This is a genomic window from Thalassospira sp. HF15, assembly GCF_011806525.1.
In the GTDB taxonomy this organism is placed as follows: domain Bacteria; phylum Pseudomonadota; class Alphaproteobacteria; order Rhodospirillales; family Thalassospiraceae; genus Thalassospira.
The window spans coordinates 1-559 of sequence record NZ_JAAVKI010000025.1 but is presented as its reverse complement, the minus strand read 5'-3'; the positions used below and the strand labels follow the sequence as shown (position 1 = coordinate 559).

The following is a 559-nucleotide window of genomic DNA, read 5'->3' as shown; positions in this document are numbered from 1 at the left end:
CTCCAGTAATCTCGAAAGCAACTATGTCTTCACAAAGGGGCGGCCTTCGGGCCGCCCCTTTTGCGTAGCAACTGCTATCGCCAAGTTTCTGATCGCGCGTTTTACCGCATCAACAAACAGACTCAAATCATTGTCGGCTATCTACTCCGATTCGGCTATTTCAGGTTAAGCCTCACTCTCTCACGCGCTGATCATTACGAATTTCACTCTTTAAGCTATTGTTTTTCCGTAATTTCAATTTTTTCTTTCTGTTTGAGTCTTTTTTCTCTGGACTTCTGGATCAAGAAAATGCATATGATCTTCTCGTGGACCTTTTATAGGCTGTTCAAGAAGAACTCCTGAGGATCAATCCACTCACATCAAGACATGGTGTCTGATGTTCATTCCAAGTAGGAAGATGAAAAATGGCTCTCAATATTATTTCCAACTATGCCGCCAACGTCGCTCATCGCAACCTGACTGCGTCCGACGAGATGGCAACCCGTTCCCTTTCCAAACTGTCTTCTGGTACCCGTGTTGTTTCGGCCCGCGACGATGCTGCCTCCATGGCCATCGGTGC

At 46.5% G+C, this 559-nt stretch carries 1 pseudogene; it reads left to right on the top strand.

The features are described 5' to 3' along the window. Positions 1–404: 404 nt before the first annotated feature. A pseudogene (locus HED22_RS19775) lies at positions 405–559 on the top strand (flagellin); the annotation flags it as partial.